The 20,576-nt window shown below is 63.5% G+C and carries 14 protein-coding genes, 1 tRNA gene and 1 pseudogene; 6 read left to right on the top strand and 10 right to left on the bottom strand.

The genetic code is table 11. The features are described 5' to 3' along the window. Positions 1-189 precede the first annotated feature (189 nt). From KQI12_RS05220 to KQI12_RS05210, 3 genes are all read left to right on the top strand, one after another. On the top strand, positions 190-1,722 hold the full coding sequence (locus tag KQI12_RS05220) for a hypothetical protein (protein ID WP_216571092.1): 1,533 nt from the start codon (positions 190-192) through the stop codon (positions 1,720-1,722). 262 nt (positions 1,723-1,984) lie between these two features. Then, on the top strand, positions 1,985-3,229 hold the full coding sequence (locus KQI12_RS05215; protein WP_216571090.1) for a dicarboxylate/amino acid:cation symporter: 1,245 nt from the start codon (positions 1,985-1,987) through the stop codon (positions 3,227-3,229). Positions 3,230-3,449: 220 nt separating this feature from the next. Next, positions 3,450-5,288, top strand: a complete 1,839-nt coding sequence (locus KQI12_RS05210; RefSeq protein WP_216571088.1) for a hypothetical protein — start codon at positions 3,450-3,452, stop codon at positions 5,286-5,288. A 70-nt stretch (positions 5,289-5,358) separates the two neighbouring features. On the opposite strand, the gene KQI12_RS05205 is transcribed toward KQI12_RS05210, so the two are convergent. Beyond that, complete coding sequence (locus KQI12_RS05205) at positions 5,359-5,880, bottom strand: TIGR04002 family protein (RefSeq protein ID WP_216571086.1); 522 nt, start codon at positions 5,878-5,880, stop codon at positions 5,359-5,361. Positions 5,881-6,067: 187 nt separating this feature from the next. Here KQI12_RS05205 and KQI12_RS05200 point away from each other — a divergent pair, with 187 nt between their 5' ends. Next, positions 6,068-6,442: a DUF4186 domain-containing protein gene (locus KQI12_RS05200; RefSeq protein ID WP_216571084.1), complete on the top strand. Its 375-nt coding sequence runs from the start codon at positions 6,068-6,070 to the stop codon at positions 6,440-6,442. Between the two features lie 67 nt (positions 6,443-6,509). Here the strand turns inward: KQI12_RS05200 and KQI12_RS05195 are convergent, their stop codons facing one another. Together KQI12_RS05195 and KQI12_RS05190 are read right to left on the bottom strand one after the other, a co-directional pair. Continuing rightward, a complete protein-coding gene (locus KQI12_RS05195) occupies positions 6,510-7,799 on the bottom strand; it encodes a cell wall metabolism sensor histidine kinase WalK (RefSeq protein ID WP_216571082.1) in 1,290 nt (429 codons plus the stop codon). Next, positions 7,796-7,906 (bottom strand): annotated as a pseudogene (locus tag KQI12_RS05190) (DNA-binding response regulator); the annotation flags it as partial. The pseudogene KQI12_RS05190 and the gene KQI12_RS05195, both read right to left, overlap by 4 nt. On the opposite strand from KQI12_RS05190, the gene KQI12_RS05185 reads away from it, so the two are divergent. After that, positions 7,907-8,236 carry a hypothetical protein gene (locus KQI12_RS05185; protein ID WP_216571510.1) on the top strand — a complete coding sequence of 110 codons (330 nt, stop codon included), beginning with the start codon at positions 7,907-7,909 and terminating at the stop codon, positions 8,234-8,236. Positions 8,237-8,268: 32 nt separating this feature from the next. Further along, a complete protein-coding gene (locus tag KQI12_RS05180) occupies positions 8,269-10,032 on the top strand; it encodes a carbohydrate-binding domain-containing protein (RefSeq protein WP_216571081.1) in 1,764 nt (587 codons plus the stop codon). 149 nt (positions 10,033-10,181) lie between these two features. Here the strand turns inward: KQI12_RS05180 and KQI12_RS05175 are convergent. From KQI12_RS05175 to KQI12_RS05145, 7 genes are all read right to left on the bottom strand, one after another. Further along, a tRNA-Gln gene (locus KQI12_RS05175) sits at positions 10,182-10,255 on the bottom strand. Between the two features lie 179 nt (positions 10,256-10,434). Beyond that, positions 10,435-12,879: a glycogen/starch/alpha-glucan phosphorylase gene (locus tag KQI12_RS05170; protein WP_216571079.1), complete on the bottom strand. Its 2,445-nt coding sequence runs from the start codon at positions 12,877-12,879 to the stop codon at positions 10,435-10,437. A 50-nt stretch (positions 12,880-12,929) separates the two neighbouring features. Then, a complete protein-coding gene (glgA, locus tag KQI12_RS05165) occupies positions 12,930-14,528 on the bottom strand; it encodes a glycogen synthase GlgA (protein ID WP_216571077.1) in 1,599 nt (532 codons plus the stop codon). Between the two features lie 115 nt (positions 14,529-14,643). Continuing rightward, positions 14,644-15,765: a glucose-1-phosphate adenylyltransferase subunit GlgD gene (gene glgD, locus KQI12_RS05160; protein WP_216571075.1), complete on the bottom strand. Its 1,122-nt coding sequence runs from the start codon at positions 15,763-15,765 to the stop codon at positions 14,644-14,646. Further along, the gene (locus tag KQI12_RS05155; protein ID WP_216571073.1) at positions 15,762-16,979 is read right to left on the bottom strand and encodes a glucose-1-phosphate adenylyltransferase; all 1,218 of its coding nucleotides are present in this window, start codon (positions 16,977-16,979) and stop codon (positions 15,762-15,764) included. The genes glgD and KQI12_RS05155 overlap by 4 nt, the downstream gene beginning before the upstream one ends. Before the next feature lie 74 nt (positions 16,980-17,053). Next, the gene (glgB, locus tag KQI12_RS05150) at positions 17,054-19,042 is read right to left on the bottom strand and encodes a 1,4-alpha-glucan branching protein GlgB (protein WP_216571071.1); all 1,989 of its coding nucleotides are present in this window, start codon (positions 19,040-19,042) and stop codon (positions 17,054-17,056) included. 262 nt (positions 19,043-19,304) lie between these two features. Continuing rightward, complete coding sequence (locus KQI12_RS05145; RefSeq protein ID WP_216571069.1) at positions 19,305-20,444, bottom strand: D-alanyl-D-alanine carboxypeptidase family protein; 1,140 nt, start codon at positions 20,442-20,444, stop codon at positions 19,305-19,307. Between the last annotated feature and the right edge of the window lie 132 nt (positions 20,445-20,576).

Here is a 20,576-nt window from a genome sequence, read left to right as displayed (position 1 = left end):
CTCGTTCAGCATGATAGTCAACTCCATTCATCAGGGTGTCCCTATCGTAATAGGTCCGCTCGGTCAGGACAAGAGGTCCGTCAACTTATGAGCGGCTCATAAATTCCAGAGCATGAGGGCCGGAGCGATATCTTTTTGCGGCCTGATATGATATCATAGGAAAAAAGAAAACGTGGGAGGGAGCACGTGATGGGGGAACTCTTTCAGGAGGGGACACTGGGCCGCATCGAGCGGAGCCGATGGTACTATTTCCTCTCTGTCACCGAGCGGGAGGAGCAGGAACGGAAGGCACGCCTCCGGGAAGCCCGCCGGCAGGGGGAGTTGAGAGCGGCCCAAAGGGCGCGGGAAGAGGCCAGCGCCGCCCTCGACAAGGCCCGACGGGAGGCGGAACGGAAGAAGGAACGGGTCGAAGTGCTCTGCCGGGTCCGGGACCAGCTCCAGACCGATATGAGGAAGCTTTTGGGGGACCGGGGAGAGGAGATCTCCTGGCGGATGACGGCGCATCTCGCCAGCCGTGCGTTCCGGGAGCATCCGGCCACTGAGGAGGATCTGGAACGCCTCCAGGGCCTGTTCGAGGGATGTCCGGGAGAGAGGCGCGGCGTCCTCCAGACGGTCCAGGCGGGGACAGTCCTGTATGATGAGCAGTTCCATATCGGGCCGGCGGACACGCTGGGGACCTTCTGGACCGGACTGATCCGGGAGGTCCTGCCGCCCTTTTACGGTGGGGCCCTCCCGGAAGTCGACGGTCTGGTGGGGATGTGTTTGGATCTGTCGAAGCTGGACGACCGCTTCCGGGATGCGGAGGAGCGCGGTACGCTCTATGATGAACTGATGGACGCGGACGCCCTGCCTCGGCGCTGGGAGGAGATGACGGTCCTGACGCCGGACCGGGAGAAGCTCCTGCCATTGGTCCGGGACCGGGACTTCTCGGTCTATGAGTGGGCGGAGCGGGACCTGCTGGTGGCGGTCTGGCCCCAACTGGCAGACCGGTGGCCGGAGGAAGATCTGCGGGACATGGACCCGGGGGACATCCTGCCGGAGATCTACCGGGAGGATCCGGCGCTGGCCATCGCCATGTGGCGGCTCCTGCTGGATACGGAGGAGGCTCATCTGGGCGACCGTGAGACCGCAGAGGAGCTGATCGGGGACTGGCTGTGGGAGATCTGGCTGGATGGGGAGAAGGACCCGATGCTCCTCCGGCCGATCCTGACGGAGATGGACGGGTCAGAGCGGTTCACCGAACAGCTCTTTGGCAAGTCTGCCTATGTGGACCTGCCTCAATTGGATCTCCTGAAAGCCCTCCACCGGGAGGGAAAGGATGAGTTGGTCGGATCGCTCTGGGGACGGATCGAGTCCAAGGCGGATCCCACAGACGAGGACTTCAATGACTTCATGTTGGATCTGCTCTCATGGGATACGCCGAAAGGGGAGGAGAGGGCGTCCATCCCTCCTGACGAGACGGAGACTCCAGCCCCGGCATCCGACTGGTACCGCTGGTGCGTGGTCCGGACTGGCCCCGGACCGCACAGCTGTACCTATTCCACGGAGGATCTGCCGGTCCGGCCGGGGGACTGGGTAGAGGTCCCTTATGGCAGCACACTGCGGCAGGGCCTGGTGCTCACGGTCTATGTCAGTGACCATCCGGAGACCCGCTGGCCGCCGGAAAAGACCCGCTCAGTCCTGCGGATCCTGCCCGGACGATGCGGAAAGGATGGAAAGTAGAAGCACATTACAGGCATAGGATGACAAGAGAAAAGAACAGATCGCGTCCTCTTTGCAATGGATAGTGAAACTGCTTTACAGAAAAGAAGGACGGAAGAACGGACATGAGTGGCAGATCTGCCGAAGGACAGTGATGTTCGTAAGGAAATGTCGGCGATCTTTCCGAATGGAAACGGCTATCATCCTATGATATGATATATGGCTGGCCGAGAGATCGAGCCGATATCGATCTCATCATCCCATTTCCTGAGGAGCGATCGTTTTGACAAAAAAGAAATTACCGCTGGCGTTCTGGATCTTTGCCGGCCTGTGTGTGGGCGTCCTGGGAGGCGTCGTCCTGATGGCGGTGCCCGGAGGTGTCGATATCGCGAAGGGATATGTCAAGCCCTTCGGCACCATCTTCCTGAACTTGTTGAAATTCGTAGTGGTCCCCATCGTGCTGTTCTCCATCGCCGCCGGGGTCATCTCCATGGGCGACATCAGCAAGGTGGGTTCCGTGGGCGGCAAGACGGTGGTATTCTATCTGTGTACCACCGCCTTCGCGATCGCGATCGCCCTCCTGCTGGCCAGCGGGGCGCAGGCCCTGCGTCTGTTCACGCCTCTGGCCACCACTGGTCTGGAGTACACGCCGCCGGAGAGCCAGAGCCTCATGGACACCATCGTGAACATCTTCCCCTCCAACGCAGTGTCGCCGATGGCGGAGGCCAATATGCTCCAGGTCATCGTGATCGCTCTGTTCCTTGGATTCGGGATCCTGCTGGCCGGAGAGAAGGGCGAGACCGCCGGACGGGTGGTGGAGAGCTTCAGCGAGGTGTTCCAGCGAATCATGGACCTGATCATCCGTCTCTCCCCGGTGGGCGTGGCCTGTCTGATCTGCCCGGTGGTGGCGGAGAATGGCCCCGAAGTGCTGGGCAAGCTGGCGATGGTCCTGCTGGTGGCCTATGTGGGCTACTTCATCCACGCGTTGTTGGTCTATTCCACCGCGATGCGGGCTCTGGCCGGGGTGAGCCCCCTGACCTTCTTCCGGAAGATGGCCCCCGCCATGATGATGGCGTTCTCCTCGGCCTCCTCCATGGGCACTCTGCCTTTCACGCTGGAGTGTTCGGAGCGGCTGGGGGCCCGGCGTGAGGTGGCTTCCTTCGTCCTGCCTCTGGGCGCTACCATCAATATGGACGGCACCGCGATCTATCAGGGCGTGTGCGCTGTGTTCATCGCCGCCTGCTACGGGGTCCAGCTGGGCCTGAGCGATATGGTGACGATCATCCTCACCGCCACGCTGGCCTCTATCGGGACCGCCGGTGTGCCAGGCGCCGGCATGGTCATGCTGGCCATGGTGCTCCAGAGCGTGAACATCCCGGTGGAAGGCATCGCGCTGGTGGCGGGCATCGACCGTCTGTTCGACATGGGCCGCACCACGATCAATATCACTGGCGATGCCGCCTGCGCTGTGGTAGTCTCTAAGATGGAGGACCGCCGGGCCGCCCGGAAAGGCCGTCCGGAGCGCTGACCGGATAGAAGAGCATAAGACGTTCGGGCCTCGCCAAGCCCTACGAGAAGTGATCCCAGGCCTCTGCGTGAACGACAGCTCCTCCGGACGAATGGACCGTCCGGAGGAGCTGTTTTTACGGCCCGCCCGCCTTTCCAATATCACCTCTATATGATATAATGAACGGACGAAACGAAGGATGGAGAAATGAGGCCGAGGCGACACGTTGGAGGGACCTGAAATGTCTGAGACGACCACTTCTTATCATACGGTACGACTGTTGAAGAACCATGTATATCCCACCTATCAGCTCTTCGCGGTGATGGGGGAGCGGAAGACATCCCCTCAGGCGGGTCTGCGGCTGGGGGCCCTCACCGTCATGCGGTGGCTCCGGGACCGGCTGGGGCCCGCCGCTCCGGCAGAGCTGGAACAGGCTCCGGATCCGGCGGACTATCTGGATACAGACGACAGCTGTCTATGCTCGCTCCATATGAACGAGGGCTTCGTGATCGACCTGGTGTCCGCGCCGGAGCAGGGGATGTGGTCCCTGCAGATCACAGAGCCGGACCTGGGCTCCGACCCGGGGAACGAGGGTCAGGCCCGTCCAGCCGTCCCCGGCCGGGTGCTGGAGACCAACGTGGCTTTCCGCATCACCAGTGAGGGGCTGGAGTGCGGCTTCCAGACGCGGATCTCTGATCCGGACGGCAGTCAGGAGAAGGCGGAGGTCTACCGGCTGGCCTTCATCCGTCCGCTCCTTCGGGATCCTGCCTTCGGCCTGCGGCAGATCGCGCCTCTCCGAGAGCAGGTAGAGCGGATCGGGACCGTGGAACAGCTCAAGGCCGTGGCGCGGCTCTGGCGGGACAAGCGGGGCCAGCTCCCGCTGGTGCTCTTCACCCAGCTCTGTCCGGAGAAGGCGCCGCTGAAGGTGGATCAGCGGATCAAGAGCTTCCTGCCCCAGTCCACATTCGTCCCATTCGATAAGGAACATCCCTTGATGGTCCCTCAGCAGAACGGGGCCCCGGTGGACCCGCCCTATGACATGGATGGACTGGCCCGGAGCGCCGCCGCCTTCTGCCGGTGCTATCTGGTGGAGGAGGGGCTGCGGAAAAAGCTGGCGGAGCTGACGGGGGCGGAGATCGGCGCCGGAGATATCGTCCGGCTGGAGCCTATGTGCTTCGGCGGGGCCTGCCGGGTGGACCGCTACCGTCCCTCTGCCGTCCGGCAGAACGAGCGCATGGCGGAGCTGAAGGAGTGGTGCCTGACCTATCCCCGGGAGAAAGCGGTGACCTTCGGGTCCATCAAGTTCCTCTCAGATGCCCGGGAGAGCCTCCTGAGCCGCACGGCGGAGGCGGAGGCCGCCGCTCAGCAGATCGAGGCCCAGTGGCGGGAGAAGCTGGAGCAGATGGAGGCGGCCCATAAGGCCGAGCTGGCTCAGCTGGCAGGGGAGCGGCAGGCCCTCCTGGATAAGCTGGACCGGCAGAAGCAGTTCCAGCTCCGGCTGGAGCGGGAGAAGGAGGAGCTGCGGGCCGAGTCCGAGCGGGAGAAGGCCAAACTCTGCCAGGAGCTGGAAGAGGAGCGGGAGGAGAACGCCTATCTCAAGCGGCGGATGGACCGCCCCGCGCTCCACGGAGAAATCGCGGCCTGGGTGGAGCGGCACTTCCGGGACCGGCTGTATCTCCACCCCAAGGCGGTGGCGCTCCTGGCTGACCGCTCAGCCCAGGGCGTGGACGCGGCGCTGATCTGCGACGCGCTGGATTTCCTGGCCACGGACTACTGGGACCGCCGGTACGCCAAGATCTCCGAGGCGGAGATGCTCACCCGGTGCTCGGAGAAATACGGCCGCCCCTTCGAGATCAAGCCCACCGGGACGGCCACGGTGGAGTTCACTCCGGCCCAGTATAAGATCAAATATTTCCCCGGACATACCGGCGTGCCGGTGGAGAGCCCGCTGGACTATCATCTGGGGGTAGGAAACGCCCCGGAGAACCTGCTCCGGATCTACTTCCTCCATGATGACAGGAACAAGTTGATCGTCGTGGGCTCCCTCCCGCGCCATTTGAAGGCAGTTTCCATCAAATAGAGCGAGCGCGAAAAGCGGCGGATACGCTCCCAAGAGCGTATCCGCCGTCATCTGTCTGAAAAGAATGGGATCAGGCGTGGAGGAGCTGGTGTTTGAGGCCGCACTTGTCGAAGAGCGGGGCCAGGACCAGGAAGAGCACCGTACTGCACACCGCCTGGATCAGCGTCCCGAGGAACTGGGTGGGGAAGCTGTAGATGGAGCCGCTCATGATGACGGCGGCGATGGCGTAGGCAGTGGGGGACACCAGACAGGCGGCCAGAGCGGCGCCGATGTTGCGGCGGGTCATCAGCTTGTCGGCCTGGGAGGAGAACATCAGGGCCACGAGGCTCTTGATGATCAGCGTGGCCAGCGCCCAGGAGGGATAGGTCAGCACATCGGCCATGGCCGCGCCGATGGCGGAGGCCGCCACCGCATAGGGCAGGGGGAGCAGGCAGGCGGCAAAGTAGATCAGGGTATCGCCCAGGTGGATGTATCCGCCGGGGAAGGGGATGTGCAGGAAGGAAGCCGTCACCAGACAGATGAGCGCGGCGAACATGGCGGCGGTGACCAGCCAGCGGAGCTGGAGACCGGAACGGGTATCACGGGATGACATGATGGAAGGACCTCCTCTTCATTTCTCTTGCGCTCTATTATGACGCATCCTGGCTCCATTGGAATACCCAGCTCGCAGATATTTTATAAGGTCAGATCCCTGCCGGGAGGAGAGCGCGCGTGTGGGTCCCGGCAGATCCTGTCATCCCCGCGAAGAGGGACCATCTGGAAAGAGAGGAGAGCGCGCCATGCAGACCATCGATCAGGCGTTGGAGAAGCTCCGGAGGTCTCCCTTCCGGTCCAAATTCCACCTGTCCGCCAAGGACATCGCCTACATCCAGGGCAAGGGGCTGGATACGATCCAGGCCCATGCGGAGCGGTTCATCGCCGCCCGCCTGGCCCCGGCTGTCCCGGCCAACGACGGGAGACAGACGCCCATGCGGGGCCACCCGGTGTTCCTGGCCCAGCACGCCTGTGCCTGCTGCTGCCGGGGATGTCTGGAGAAGTGGTACCGGGTCCCGCGGGGACGTCCCCTGACGGAGGACCAGCAGAGGAGGATCGTCCGGCTTCTGATGGCCTGGCTCCGCCGGGAGCTGGATGCCGCCGGATCGGACCGGACATGAACGACCGCGGCGCAGTCCATTTTGGGGGGACTGCGCCGCGGTCTTACTTTTTTAGAGGCTGGTGGGATCATCCGGGCAGGCTCACCAGGATGGTCAGCCGGTGAGGATCGGAGCGCTCCGCCCGGATCTTGCCCTTGTGGGCCGTGACGATGCTCCGGGCGATCGCCAGGCCCAGACCATAGCCGCCGGTGTCGGAGCTCCTGGACTGGTCGGCCCGATAGAAGCGGTCGAACAGGGCGTCCAGATGGCGCTTGTCCACGGGCTGGGCCGTATCATTGGAGACGGAGAGGCGGACGCCCCGGTCCTTCTGTTCCAGAGCCACCTGGATGGAGCCGCCCTCCGGGGCATATTTCACCGCGTTGTCCAGCAGGATGGAGAGGAGCTGGCGGATGGCCTTCTCATCTCCGGTGCAGGACACCACCGGGGGGATGGAGGCGGTCAGCGTCTTTTTCTGGGCCAGAGCCAGTCCCTGGAACGACTGGCACAGCTCCTCCGCCAGATCGGACAGGGGGAACTCGATCGGCTGGAGCCTGGGCTGTTCCTCATCCATCCGGGAGAGGTAGATGAGGTCGTTGGTGAGACCGGTGAGGCGGGCGGCCTGCCGCCGGATGTCAGTGAGCCACTCGTTCTCGCCCACGTCCAGCTCCAGCAGATCCGCGTCAGCGCCGATGACGGTGAGGGGGGTCTTGATCTCATGCCCGGCGTCGGTGATGAAGCGCTTCTGCTTCTCATAGCTCTCCGCCACCGGGCGGACGATCCGTCTGGAGCAGACGATCAGCAGGACCAGCACCGCCCCCAGCCCCGTCAGAGAGACGGTGACGCTGGCGGCCAGCGTGGTGCGGAAGCTGGTGAGGCTCCGGCCACAGTCCAGAAAGATGACCCGGTCGCCCTCTGCCTCAGGGCTCACCAGGAAGCGGTAGCGGCCATAGATCCCGGAGGTCCGTCCGGTGGACGCGATGGCCTGAGCATAGGTCTGGGCGGTCTCCTCGTCCACCGCGGCGATTCGTCCGGTGTCGGTGGAGAGGACTGTCCCGTCTCCGGCCAATAGGACGGAGAAGAACCGGGACTCATAGGGAGTCTCCGGAGAGAAGCCATGCCGCTGCAGGGGATCCGTGTCCGGAGACTTCTGGCCGCCGGGGGCGTCTGAGGGCTTCTCGCCCGGGCCCTTTTTCCCGTCCGCGGGCTCCGCCTTGGGGAAGGCCCCGCCGTTCTCGGCCAGTACGGAGAGGATGGTGTCGGAGTCCTCCATCAGACGGTGGTAGTTCATACAGTTGACGCCCCCCAGGATGACCAGGAGCACAGCGGCCAGAGAGAGCATAGAGGCGGCGATGAAGCGCCGGCGGAGCTTCTGGATCATGAGAGCTCCTCCAGGGAATACCCTGCGTTCCGGGTGGCCTTGATCTGGATGTCCGCGTGGAGGGCGGTCAGCTTCTTGCGGAGATAGGAGATGTACACCCATATGCGGTGCTGTTCACGCTGGTGCTGGGCGGGATGTCCATGCTCTACATCGCCCTGCGGATGGGGGAGCGGCGGGGCTGCCGGACCCTCCATATCACCGTCCCGGAGGATCTGGACTATACCGGCGTGTTCGACCCGGTGCTGGAGCGCTATGCGTCCCACTATGAACTCAAGCAGGTGCGCACCACCAACATGGGCAGCCTGTTCAAGCTGACCTACGACCTGACGCTCCGGGACCCTGCCCGGGAGAAGGCGTTCCTGGATGACCTGCGCCTGCGGAACGGGAATCTGGAGCTCTCCCTCGCCCAGCAGGAGACCGTGTCCGCCGGACTGTAAACATGAAACGCCCTGAAAGGAATATGGAAGCCATGAAGAAACGAACGGAAGCCGGCCTGTCGGCGGCCCTCTGCGCCGCCGTCCTGCTGGCCGGATGTCAGACCACCGCCGCCGTGGATGTCCCGGCGGACGGGGCCGGGATGGAGACGGTGACGTCCCTCATCGACACCGCTGACTTGTTCAGCGACCGGGATCTGGACCCGAGTTATGACGCGGAGACCGCGGTGGCGGTGACGGTGACGCTGGAAGGGACCACGGCCTCCTGCGCGTCGGACGCTGTGATCATCGAGGGCGGCCGGATCACGATTCGGGAGGAGGGGACCTACCTCCTCTCCGGGATCCTGACGGAAGGGCAGGTGATCGTGGACGCCGGGGAGGAGGACAAGGTCCAGCTGGTGCTGGACGGCGCCGACATCACCAGCGCCTCCTCGGCCGCCATCTACTGCAAGAGTGCCGATAAGGTATTCCTGACCACGGCGGAGGGCACGGAGGACCATCTCTCCAACGGCGGGACCTTCGAGGCCATCGATGAGAACGACATCGACGCGGTGGTGTTCTCCAAGTGCGACCTGACGCTGAACGGCTCCGGGAGCCTGACGGTGGACAGTCCCGCGGGACACGGGATCGTGTCCAAGGACGAGCTGACCGTCGGCGGAGGGACCTACGCCGTCACAGCGGCCTCCCACGGTCTCGCCGGGAAGGATGACGTGGCCATTGCCGGAGGGAGCTTCACGATCATCTCCGGCAAGGACGCGATCCACGCCGATCACGGGGAGGACACGGACAAGGGCTTCCTCTACATCGCGGACGGAGCCTTCGACCTCACTGCTCAGGGCGACGGCCTCAGCGCCTCCGGAGACCTTCAGATCGACGGGGGCGAGTCCACCATCGTCACCGGCGGAGGGAGCGCGGCGGCTGACATGAAGACGGGGGACCGGATGGATCCCGGTATGGGCGGCGGCCCCGGCGGCCAGCGGCCCCAGATGGACGGCACGGCGGGCACGCCTCCCACCGGTGCGCCCCAGAGTCCGGAGGATGCCCAGCAACCGCCGGAAGGGCCCGGCCAGACCCAGCCCGTGGACGACGATCTAGCCACGGAAGGGGAGACCGCGGAGACCGCCGAAGAGGCCGCGGACAGCACCAGTCGGAAGGGCATCAAGTCCGATGGCGCTCTGCTGGTGACGGCAGGGACCTTCTCTCTGGACACGGAGGACGACAGCGTCCATGCCGGCGGCGACGTGACGATCGGCGGAGGGGACTGGACCATCCGCGCCGGCGATGACGGTATCCACTCCGATGCCGGCGTATGGATCGGGGGCGGCGCCTTCGCTATCCCGTATTGCGATGAGGGCATCGAGGGCCGGACCGTCACCATCGACGGCGGTACCTTCGACATCACGTCCTGTGACGACGGCATCAACGCCGCCGCGAAGGACTCCGGCAATGCCCCTGGACAGGCAGACGAGTCCTGCGTCATCACCATCAACGGCGGGAGCATCACCATCGTCTCCGACGGAGACAGCATCGACTCCAACGGCAGTCTGACCGTCAACGGCGGCACGCTAGAGCTGACCTGCAATGGCAACGGCAATACCGCCATCGATATAGACGGGACCTACACCAACAACGGCGGCGATGTGACCACCAATGATGGGTCAGAGAACGGCACAGACGAGATGGGCGGCGGCCCCGGCAGGGGAGGACCCGGCGGCCAGCGTCCCCAGGGCGATCCCCCGGAGGGGGGGGCTGCTCCGTCCGGCCGGCCGCAGACGGAAGGAGAAGCCGGGGCATCCTGATCGGACAAGATCAAAAAACGAGGGCATCCCACGCTCACCGGTGGGATGCCCTCGTTCTGCGGTCGGAAATGGATCGGGTGTGGATGTCGGATGCTCGATCTGTAAAATAAATGACCGTCTGAGACAGATATCGTCACAGACGGTCATCATGGCAGCGGGTGAAGGATTCGAACCCTCACATACAGAGTCAGAGTCTGCTGTGCTACCCTTACACAAACCCGCTATCTCATTCGAAACAACATCGTTTATTATACGCTCTTTTAGAGGAAAGTCAAGGGATATTTTCCAAAAGAGAGAGGAATGGAAAAAAGATGAAGAGAAAGGGGGGAAAATGGGTCGTCATTGTGTAAAATGACAGGGGACAGACTGGTCGGTCCGTCCCCTGTCGTGGATCTTTGGGGGTCAATCCTCTCCGATGGTCCGCACAGGCACGTTCCAGATGTCCCGGGCGTAGTCCCGGATAGAACGGTCAGCGGCGAAGATGCCGGAGCGGGCCACATTGTGCAGGGCCATCTGGTTCCAGCGCTTCCGGTCCAGATAGGTCTCGGAGGCACGCTTCTGGGCGGCACGATAACTGGAGAAGTCTGCCAGCAGCAGATACTCGTCGGGGGGACAGCCATTGCCGAAGAGGAGCCGCTTGGTCAGATCGTCGTAACTCACGCCGTCGCGGAACCCGCGGGACAGGGCATCCACCACGGAGCGGATCTCGCTGTCGTGCATGTAGTACTCGTAGGAGCGATAACCCTTGGCCTTGAGCTCGCTGACCTCGTTGGCCCGGAGGCCGAAGAGGAAGATGTTCTCGTCGCCCAAGACCTCGTGCATCTCCACGTTCGCGCCGTCCAGCGTGCCGATGGACAGGGCGCCGTTCATCATGAACTTCATGTTGCCGGTGCCGCTGGCCTCCTTGCCGGCGGTGGAGATCTGCTCGGAGAGCTCGCTGGCGGGCATGAGCTTCTCGGCCAGAGAGACCCGGTAGTTCTCCAAAAAGACTACCTGGAGCTTGTCTTTGCAGATCGGGTCGCTGTTGACCGTGTCGGCCAGAGAGTTGATCAGATGGATGATCCGCTTGGCCACCTGATAGCCCGGCGCGGCCTTGGCGCCGAAGAGGTAGACCTTGGGCACCGCCAGATAGCCGGGGTCCTCCCGCAGATGCTGGTAGTCAGAGATGATGTGCAGGACGTTCAGGAGCTGGCGCTTATACTCATGGAGACGCTTCACCTGTACGTCGAACATGGCGTCGGTGTTGAGGACGATGCCGCTCTCCCGGGAGAGCCAGGCGGCGAAGGAGCGCTTGTTCTCCTGCTTGATGGCGTCCAGACGCTCCAGCACGGAGGCGTCGTCCTGATACTTCTCCAGATCCCGCAGGGCTTCCGGCTGGAGGAGGTACCGGTCCCCGCCGCAGCAGTCCCGGATCAGGGCGTCCAGCTTGGGATCGCACTCGGAGAGCCAGCGGCGATGGTCGATGCCGTTGGTCACATTTTTGAACTTCTCCGGGGTACGGAGCCAGGCGTTGTGGAACACCTCTTTTTTCAGGATACCCGAGTGGAGGGCGGACACACCGTTGACGGCGAAGCAGGCGCAGACGCACAGGTTGGCCATACGCACGTCGCCGCCCCAGACGATCGCCATCTTCTCCACGGTGGCCATGTCCCCGTGGAAATAGGCGGTCAGCTCTGCTTGGTAGCGGTTGCTGATCTCCACGATGATCTGCCAGATGCGGGGGAGCAGATCGATCACCAGCTGCTGAGGCCAGCGCTCCAGCGCCTCGGCCAGCACGGTGTGGTTGGTGTAGGCCACGGTGTGGGTCACGATGTGCCAGGCGTCGTCCCAGCTGTATCCCTCCTCATCCAACAGGATCCGCATGAGCTCAGGGATCGCCAGCGTGGGATGGGTGTCGTTGATCTGGATCACGTGCTTCTCGTGGAAGTTTCGCAGGGTGCCGTACTCTGCCCGGTGCTTGTGGACGATGGACTGGATCGTGGCGGAGACGAAGAAGTACTGCTGCTTGAGGCGCAGAGACTTGCCCTCATAGTGGTTGTCCTCTGGGTAGAGGATCTTGGAGATGGTCTCGGCCATGGCCTGACGCTCCACGGCCTTCAGATACTCGCCCCGGGAGAAGAGGGACATATCCACAGGCTGGGGGCTCTTGGCGTCCCACAGGCGGAGGGTGTTGCCCTGCTCTGTGCCGTAGCCCGCGATCTCCATGTCCTTGGGCACGGCCAGCACGGAGTCATAGCCGGTGTGCTTCACGGAGTGGTTCCCGTGGCAGTCCCACACGTCCTCCACATGGCCGCCGAAGCGGACTTCTTCGATCTCGTCCATCTTGGGGATGAGCCAGGCGTCGCCCATACCCAGCCAGTTATCGGGGACCTCCACCTGCTGGCCGTCCACGATCTTCTGCTTGAAGATGCCCAGCTCATAGCAGATGGAGTAGCCGGTGGCGGGGATGTCCAGCGTGGTCATGGAGTCCAGATAGCAGGCGGCCAGACGGCCCAGGCCGCCGTTGCCCAGACCGGCATCCGGCTCCGACTCGAAAAGGTCGGCGGCGGAGAAGCCCAGCCCCTCGATGGCCTCCTTCAGCGGCTCCAGGACGCCTAAGTTATAGGCGTTCTTCATGAGGGAGCGGCCCATCAGGAACTCCAGAGAGAGATAGTGGACCTGACGGGCGTGGCTCTTGGCCAGCTTGTCCTGGGTCTTGATGTTCCGCTCGGACATCATGTCTCGGATCACCAGGGCGCAGGCCTTGAACATATGGAGACTGGTGGCCTCGTCCACGTCCCGGCCGAAGTTGCGGCGGAGCTTGCCGGTGATGAGATCCATCATTTCTTTTTTGGTATAGGGGTGCATAGGCTCTTCCTCCCGAATGTGTGCGATGTACGATGATAGGGGCAGACGGATCAGCGCCCGGAGCGGCCCTTCCGTCCGCCGGACTTCCGCCCAGTGGAACGGCCGCGCTTGGGGGCAGGGGCCTCGGCGGGCTCTGCGGACACGGACGTCTCGACGGCGGGGGCATCGGGCTCCGGGGCCGTCTCTGCGGCCGGGGAGGCAGACTCCTCCTGAGGGAGCGGGAGACCGGTGGCCCACTGATAGACCTGGAGGTAGTCCCGGGCGGACTGCTTCCAGGAGAAGTCGGCGGTCATGGCACTGTGCTGGAGCGCCTTCCAGGCGGGCTTGTCGTCGTGGTAGAGATTGACCGCCTCCCGCAGGACCCAGGTCATGTCATGGGCGTTGATGTCGGCGAAGGAGAAGCCGTTGGCCCCTTCCGTGCCGTAGGGCCGGACGCTGTCCCGGAGGCCGCCGGTCTCCCGGACCACGGGCAGGGTGCCGTAGCGCATGGCGATCATCTGGCTCAGACCACAGGGCTCCGCGATGCTGGGCATGAGGAACAGATCCGCGCCGCCGTACACGGCGGTGGAGAGGGAGGCGGAGTAGAGGATGTTGGCAGAGAAACGGCCGGGGTACATGGCCTGCGCCTGCCGGAAGGCCTCCTCGAAGCCCCACTCGCCGGTGCCCAGCACCACCATCTGCACGTCCATGGCCATGATCTCATGGATGGAGGCGGCCACCATCTCGAAGCCCTTGTGCTTCACCAGACGGGAGACACAGGCGACGATGGGGATGTCCGGATCCTGCCGCAGGCCAACCGCCTGCTGGAGCGCCGCCTTGCAGGCCGCCTTCCCGGTCAGGTCGTCGGCGGAGAAAGGGGCGGCCAGTCCGGGGTCGGAGGAGGGATCGTACAGGTCCATATCGATCCCGTTCAGGATGCCACAGAGCTTGTGGCGGTTGTCGGCGATGACGCCCTCCAACCCGTGGGCGTAGAAGGGGTAGCGGAGCTCGTCAGCATAGGAGGGGGACACAGTGGTCAGGTAGTCGCAGGCGTAGACCGCGCCCTTCATCAGATCCACATCCCCGTGGAAGGCCAGCATGTGCTCGTGGAAGTAGCTGCCATCCAGGCCGAACACGTCCTCGATCAGCTCCCGGCCGTAGCGGCCCTGATACTCGATGTTGTGGATGGTGAACACCGACTTGGTGCCGTGGAGCTGAGGCACCCGCTCCCGCTCCTCCAGCAGATAGATGGGGACCAGGGCGGTCTGCCAGTCATTGGCGTGGATCACGTCGGGATGCCAGTCCAGATGGGTGGGGAGCTCCACCACGGCCCGGCACAGGAAGGCAAAGCGCTCCGCGTCGTCATAGTGTCCGTAGATGCCGGAGCGCTTGAAATAGTACTCGTTGTCCACGAAGTAGTAGGTCACACCATCCCGCTTGAGCTGGAAGATGCCGCAGTAGGGCTTCCGCCAGGCCAGCGTGGCGTGGAAGTGGAAGAGGTGCTCCATCTGGCTCCGCCATTCCGGCCCGATGCCCTCGTAGAGGGGAAGGATGACGCGGATGTCATGTCCCAGAGCGGCCAGCGCCTTGGGGAGGCTCCCGGCCACATCGGCCAGGCCGCCGGTCTTGATGAAGGGGGCTGCCTCGGAGGAAGCGAATAGGATGTTCATGATCGGATGAGGCTCCTTTCTGTAAGGACCGTCCTTTAAGGACAGAACGACCGGCCGGAACAGGAGAAGGGGAGACGCAGACACGTCCGCCGCCTCTCCCATCCCGCCGGAAGGATCACACGGTCTCGTTTTTGGCGATGGCCAGAGGATAGCTGGAGTGCCCCATCAGCATCCGGCCGGGGCTGACGGTGACGTTCTTGTCGGTGATGACGTACTTGAGTACCGCGTCCGATCGGATGACGCTGCCCTGCATCAGCACACAGTGGGACACCCGGGCGCCCTTCTCCACCTTGACGCCGCGGAAAAGGATGCAGTCTTCCACCTCACCCTCGATGATGCAGCCGTCGGCCACCAGAGAGTCTGCGCTCCGGGCGTCGGGGCCGTAGTAGGTAGAGGGGTTGGACTGGTCCTTGGTCTTGATAGGCCGTTCGGGGACGAAGAGCTCCCGGCGGACCTCCGGGTCCAGCAGCTCCATGCTCCGGGCGAAGTAGCCGGGCACGGACTGGAGGCGGGCGGCGTAGCCGTCGAAGGGGTAGATATTGATCTTCTTCCTGCCGATGATGTTCAGCAGGACGCCCTCGCCGAAGGAGGAGATGTTGTGGGCCACGCAGTAGTCCACCAGGGACAGCAGGAACTCCTTGGAAAGGATGTAGACCTCCAGAGACTCCATGCCGACGGGGGCGATGGGGCGCACCGCCACATCAGAGGCGAAGCCGTCCGGGCCCATGGTGAAGTAGTCACAGCTCCGGGGATCGCCGTTGAGCTTGGAGGTACACACGGCGGTCAGGTCGGCGCCGCTGTCGATGTGGGACTGGAAGATTTCCGCGATGGGCAGGTTCACAGCCAGATCGCCGCCGGCCAGGATCACATACTCCTGCCGGATGCGCTTGATATAGGAGTAGACCCCGGCCAGGGCGTCCATGCGGCCGTGGTAGTTGTTCCCGTCGCCCCGCTTGTTGGCGTAGCCGAAGGGGGGCAGGATCCGCAGGCCGCCGTGCTTGCGGGACAGGTCCCAATCTTTGCCGGAGCCCACATGGTCCAGCAGGGATTGATAGTTGGCGTGTACGATCAGGCCCACGTCGGAGATGCCGGCGTTGACGAAGTTGGAGAGCATGAAATCCACCACGCGGTAGCGTCCGCCATAGGGGATGGAGCAGGTGTTTCGGTGCTGGGTCAGCTCACGCAGGTTGGGATTGGAGCGGTAAGCGAAGATGATCCCGTGGAGCTTGTTGATCATTTCTCCTTCCCTCCTTTCACGTTGCGGGTGATCATGGCCTTGGCGGGGACCACAGCCCGGTCGCCGACCTTCAGGTTCTGGGCCACCACGGCGATGCCCCAGTCGTCACGGGGAACGTCCTCTGGCGGGGGCGTGCCCACCTTGGCGTTCTGGCCGATGACGGTGTTCTCGGCGATGATGGCGTATTCCACCACAGCGCCGGCTTTCACGACCGTGCCGGGCATGAGGATGGAGTAGGACACCCGCGCGCCCTCTTCCACCCGGACCGAGTGGAAGAGCACCGAGTTCTCCACGGTGCCATAGACCTCACAGCCGCCGGTGAGCATGGAGTGCGCCACGACCGCGTCTTTGCCGGTATAGTGGGGGGGCTTGGTGGGGGTGCGGGCATAGATGGGCCACTCCGTGTCGTAGAGGTCCATGCCGTTCTCCGGGGAGAGCATGTCCATGTTGGCGTCCCACAGGGAGTCGATGGTGCCCACATCCTTCCAGTAGCCCTGGAAGCGGTAGGCCATCATCTTCTCCTGGCGGGCCAGCATGGCGGGGATGATGTTCTTGCCGAAATCGTTGGAACTCTTCTCGTCGGCCTCGTCGGCCATCAGGTACTCCTTAAGTTTGGACCAGGTGAAGATGTAGATGCCCATGGAGGCCAGATCGCTCTTGGGATGCTTGGGCTTCTCCTCAAACTCATAGACCTGGTCGTGCTCGTCCACGTTCATGATGCCGAAACGAGAGGCCTCCTTCATGGGGACCTCCAGCACGGAGATGGTGCAGGCGGCGCCGCTGGCCTTGTGGAAGGAGAGCATCTTGGCGTAGTCCATCTTGTAGATATGATCGCCGGACAGGATCAGCACATAGTCGGGATCGTAGAGCTCGATGAAGCCCATGTTCTGGAAGATCGCGTTGGCGGTGCCCTTGTACCAGGTGCCCTTCTCGCCCTCCCGCATATAAGGGGGGAGGATATGTACGCCGCCGTCACTGCGGTCCAGATCCCAGGGCTGACCGTTGCCCAGATAGGCGTTCAGCTCCAGCGGGCGGTACTGGGTGAGCACGCCCACGGTGTCGATGCCGGAGTTGATGCAGTTGGACAGGGGGAAGTCGATGATGCGGTACTTTCCGCCGAAGGGGACGGCGGGCTTCGCCACATGGCTGGTCAGGGCATGGAGACGGCTGCCCTGTCCGCCAGCCAGGAGCATAGCGACACATTCCTTTTTCATGACAGATTCACCTCTCGCGTTGCTGTTCTGAGATGTCCCGGCCGATCCGGGACGTGCTTGGGATATCCGTCGGATCAGCCCTCGGACCGGCTGGCCCGGGGACGGCGCTTCGGGACCGGCTTGGCCGCCGGATGGAGCTCCGCTCTCTTCCGGCGGGGCGGGAATTTTTTGGTACACCGCAGGATCACGGCCCCCATGGGGGGGAGATCCACGGAGATGGACTGCTCCTGCCCATGGCAGGGGACGTATTCCGACTTGAGGGGCGCGTGGTCCCCCAGGCCAGAGCCGCCGAAGGCGGGATCGTCGGTATCGAAGCAGACTTCATACCGGCCGGGACAGGGGACGCCCAGCCGATAGCCCGCCCGGTGGACCGGGGAGAAGTTGCACAGGACCAGCAGGCTCCGGCCCTTCTTGTCCTTCCGCAGGAAGGCGGCGCAGTTGCCCTGAGCGTCGTCGGCGCAGAGCCACTGGAAGCCCTCCCAAGAGAAGTCCAGCTCCCACAGCTCCGGCCGCTCCAGATAGAACTCGTTGGCGGCTTTGAAGAAGGTCTGGAGCTGCTGATGACGCTCCTGCTCCAGCAGGTGCCAATCCAGAGAGTGCTCGAAATGCCACTCATTGAACTGCCCGAACTCCGCCCCCATGAAGAGGAGCTTCTTCCCCGGATGGGTGAGCATATAGGTATAAAAGACCCGGACCCCGGCGAATTTCTCCTCGTCCGGCCCCGGCATCTTGTTGATGAGGGAACCCTTCATGTGGACCACCTCATCGTGGGAGAGGGGGAGGACGAAGTTCTCCGAGAAGGCGTACATCAGGGAGAAGGTGATGTCCTTGTGGTTGAACTGCCGGAAATAGGGGTCCATCTTCATGTAGTGGCAGATGTCGTTCATCCAGCCCATGTTCCACTTGAGGTTGAAGCCCAGTCCGCCCTCCAGGCCGCCCGGCCCCACCGGGTGGGAGACACGGGGCCACGCCGTGGACTCCTCCGCGATCATGAGCACGTCGGGGTGGTCCTGGAACACATGGGAGTTGAGCGCCTGGAGGAACTCCACCGCATCCAGGTCCTCGTGTCCGCCGAAGGCGTTGGGCGTCCACTGGCCGGGCCCCCGGCCGTAGTCCAGATAGAGCATGGAGGCCACTGCGTCCACCCGCAGGCCGTCGATATGGAACTCCTCCAGCCAGAAAAGAGCGGAGGAGTAGAGGAACGAGCGGACCTCGTTCCGGCCGTAGTCGAACACCCGGGTGCCCCAGTCGGCGTGTTCCCCCTTCTTGGGGTCCTCGTACTCATAGCAGGGACGGCCGTCGAACTCATAGAGGCCGAAGGCGTCCTTGGGGAAGTGGGCGGGCACCCAGTCCAGGATGACGCCGACTCCCGCCTGATGGAGCTGGTCCACCAGATACATGAAGTCGTCAGGGGTGCCGTACCGGCTGGTGGCGGCGAAGTATCCGGTACACTGATAGCCCCAGGAGTCGTCCAGCGGGAACTCCGTCACGGGGAGCAGCTCCACATGGGTGAAGCCCATCTCCTTCACATAGGGCACCAGATAGCGGGTGATGTCCCGGTAGCTGAGGAACTGGTCGTCCCCGGTGCGCCGCCAGGAGCCCAGATGGAGCTCATAGATGTTCAGGGGCCGGTCATAGACCAGCGCCTTCCTCCGGTGGGCCAGCCAGGCGTCATCGCCCCAGACATAGTCCCCCAGCTCGTAGAGCTTGGAGGCGGTCCCGGGACGGGTCTCCGCATGGAAGGCGTAGGGGTCAGCCTTGGCCAGCACCCGGCCGTCTCTGGTATGGACCGCGTACTTATAGGTGTCATAGCGGGCCAGACCGGGGATGAACGTCTCCCAGACGCCACCGCCCAGGGGCACCATGGGATGGTCCGAGTCGCTCCAGCCGTTGAAGTCGCCCATGACGGCCACGGCTTCGGCATGAGGGGCCCAGACGCGGAACACATAGCCGTCCGCGCCGTCTCTCGTTTCGGCGTGCGAACCCAGATACTGCTGCGCCCGGACGGCCTTGCCCTCCAGGAACGCGGACAGCGCTGGTTCGCGGTTCGCGGCATGCTTCATATGAGGATCGCTCCTTCGTACATCAAACATCCAAAAATTGACCTGACAAGTTCAGAAGTGCCGTTGGAATGATGACGGCTCACCAAAAACGTAGGCCACGATCTGTAAAAATCATACAACACAAACGCATGAGCGTCAAGTCCATGGGGCTTTGCTTTTGTAAAAACTATCTTACAGGAAACGATCTGCCGAAACAACGGGAAAACGGGACACGGTCCAAAATGACGGTGTCCCGCCGTATGGACGGCGGAGACCGGTCTTGTCACCCAGCCTGACCGGCCAGGAAGAGGCCGCTCAGGAGGCCGAGGAAGATCTGGGGGAGGGTGAGCCGCGCCACCGGCCGGGCAGCGGTGATCGGGAGGCGCTCCCGCTCTTCTCCGGCTACCCGCACGGTCAGCCAGCCAAGGATCTGACCCTGCTCCACTGGGGCCTCCACCTGATCGGCCAGCTCCAGCTCGGTGGAGATCTGACCGGCCTGGTCCTTCCGTACCAGGATCTGGCGGGGGAGGGAGAGCTCCGGCTGGACGCAGTCCTGATCTCCCAACTGGACGGGCACCGGGGGCAGCGCCTGCTCCGGCTGGACCGGTACGAGTCCATAGCTGGCGAAGCCATAGTCCAGCAGGGCCTTGGCTCCGTCGAAGCGCTTGGCGGAGGTAGGGGCGCCGAGCACGACGGCGATCAGCTCCATACCATCCCGCTCGGCGGTGGCGGAAAGGCAGTAGCCCGCCTGGTCGGTAGAGCCGGTCTTGAGGCCGGTGGCTCCCTGGTAGAAGCGGATCAGCCGGTTGGTGTTGGAGAGCTGGAAGGCCCCGTCCCGGATGGAGTCCATCCAGATGGTGGTGTAGTCCCGAATGGACGGGTGCTGGATCAGGGCCCGGGACATGAGGGCGATGTCATAGGCAGAGGTCACGTGCCCCGCGGCCGGGAGGCCGGTGCAATTGACGAAATGGGTGTCCTCCATGCCCAGTTCAGCGGCTCGCCGATCCATCTGTTCCACGAAGGCCTCCTCGGTGCCGGCCAGATGCTCTGCCAGGGCCACCGCCGCGTCGTTGCCGGAGACTACTGCTACCGCCTTGAGCAGGTCATGGACCGTCATCTGCTCGTGTTCCTTCAGATAGATCTGGGAGCCGCCCATGGATGCGGCGTGGGCCGAGACCGTCACCGGCTCCTCCGGGGAGAGACGTCCGTCGTCGAGGGCCTCCATCACCAAAAGCATGGTCATGACCTTCGTGACGCTGGCCGGCTCCAGCTTATCGTGGGCATGGGACGCGCAGAGCAGGGTCCCGGTCTCCTTCTCCATGAGGACGGAGGCCTTGGCCTCCACCTGAGGCACGCCGGGCGCCGCCGCGGCCGGAAGGAGCAGCAGAGAAGCGGCCAGCAGGGCCGCGGCCAATTTTTTCATGGCACTACCTCCATTCGCACTTGGGAGCGGATCGTCTACAAGGACAGGATACGGCTGGCCGGCGGCCCTTATGACAGCGGGATCGCTTGTCAGCATCCGGGAAAACTGGTACAATCATAGGCGATACATCGA

It is taken from the genome of Pseudoflavonifractor sp. MSJ-37, assembly GCF_018917965.1.
In the GTDB taxonomy this organism is placed as follows: Bacteria; Bacillota; Clostridia; order Oscillospirales; family Oscillospiraceae; genus Pseudoflavonifractor_A.
Note: the sequence above shows the minus strand (reverse complement) of the source record. Positions and strands in the feature narration are given on the sequence as shown.

Coding starts and splice junctions, on each gene's coding strand:
- KQI12_RS05220 (WP_216571092.1), top strand. CDS start 190: ATGGGGGAACTCTTTCAGGAGGGGACACTGGGCCGCATCGAGCGGAGC.
- KQI12_RS05210 (WP_216571088.1), top strand. CDS start 3,450: ATGTCTGAGACGACCACTTCTTATCATACGGTACGACTGTTGAAGAAC.
- KQI12_RS05205 (WP_216571086.1), bottom strand. CDS start 5,880: ATGTCATCCCGTGATACCCGTTCCGGTCTCCAGCTCCGCTGGCTGGTC.
- KQI12_RS05200 (WP_216571084.1), top strand. CDS start 6,068: ATGCAGACCATCGATCAGGCGTTGGAGAAGCTCCGGAGGTCTCCCTTC.
- KQI12_RS05195 (WP_216571082.1), bottom strand. CDS start 7,799: ATGATCCAGAAGCTCCGCCGGCGCTTCATCGCCGCCTCTATGCTCTCT.
- KQI12_RS05180 (WP_216571081.1), top strand. CDS start 8,269: ATGAAGAAACGAACGGAAGCCGGCCTGTCGGCGGCCCTCTGCGCCGCC.
- KQI12_RS05170 (WP_216571079.1), bottom strand. CDS start 12,879: ATGCACCCCTATACCAAAAAAGAAATGATGGATCTCATCACCGGCAAG.
- glgA (WP_216571077.1), bottom strand. CDS start 14,528: ATGAACATCCTATTCGCTTCCTCCGAGGCAGCCCCCTTCATCAAGACC.
- glgD (WP_216571075.1), bottom strand. CDS start 15,765: ATGATCAACAAGCTCCACGGGATCATCTTCGCTTACCGCTCCAATCCC.
- KQI12_RS05155 (WP_216571073.1), bottom strand. CDS start 16,979: ATGAAAAAGGAATGTGTCGCTATGCTCCTGGCTGGCGGACAGGGCAGC.
- glgB (WP_216571071.1), bottom strand. CDS start 19,042: ATGAAGCATGCCGCGAACCGCGAACCAGCGCTGTCCGCGTTCCTGGAG.
- KQI12_RS05145 (WP_216571069.1), bottom strand. CDS start 20,444: ATGAAAAAATTGGCCGCGGCCCTGCTGGCCGCTTCTCTGCTGCTCCTT.